The organism is Calothrix sp. CBUCES-K 9914, assembly GCF_059640475.1.
This window is the reverse complement of sequence record NZ_JBXXZH010000563.1, coordinates 1-644: the sequence shown is the minus strand read 5'-3', so window position 1 is coordinate 644 and position 644 is coordinate 1. Positions and strand designations below refer to the sequence as shown.

The 644-nt window shown below is 38.2% G+C and carries 2 protein-coding genes; both read left to right on the top strand.

The genetic code is table 11. The features are described 5' to 3' along the window. The coding region (locus AC2JBO_RS45100) for a hypothetical protein (protein ID WP_496960114.1) at positions 1 to 203 on the top strand (203 nt) is incomplete at its 5' end. 159 nt (positions 204 to 362) lie between these two features. Beyond that, the coding region (locus tag AC2JBO_RS45095) for a peptidoglycan-binding domain-containing protein (protein WP_496960113.1) at positions 363 to 644 on the top strand (282 nt) is incomplete at its 3' end.

Below are 644 nucleotides of genomic sequence, written 5' to 3'. Positions count from 1 at the left end.
TTGATGGGACTCCGAACACTAAGTACAACGTTTTCTTAAAGTGTAAACAACAAATTGGCTATGTTCAAACAAATAAAAGAGGAGTTGGAAGTGCGTATTTGAGGGCGCCTTTAAGCATTGTACCAAGAGTCTTCGCTTTCGATATGTATCCAGACGGCGCCCCATCGGGTAATAAGTTTCAGAGTGTCCAAGTCAGATATTAAATAATAACACGCGCTCGATGTATTAATTACGTTAAAAGTACTTTAAAAGGCAGTTGCCACCTCTTAAGTCAAGAACCGCGCAACTACTCCTCATTCTTTATCTAATTTCTCAAAATGCTACGTCAGAAGTAAATCAAACTACAACACAGGTACACAACAATGCAAACATTAAACCAACAAAAACAACTTCCAGCTTGCTCTTCAATGCCCGTTTTACGTCGCAACGACAATCAGAAAACCACTTCGGATTCGGTTAAGCTTTTACAAAAAACCTTACAAAAATATGGTTTTAGCTCTTTAAAAGTTGATGGTTTCTTTGGTAAGACAACAGAAAATGCAGTTATTGAATTCCAAGGAAGAGGCAATGACCACGATTCAACAGTTCTTGTAGATGGAATTGTTGGACCCCAAACTTGGAAAGCTTTAGGTCTGTGTGTTTAT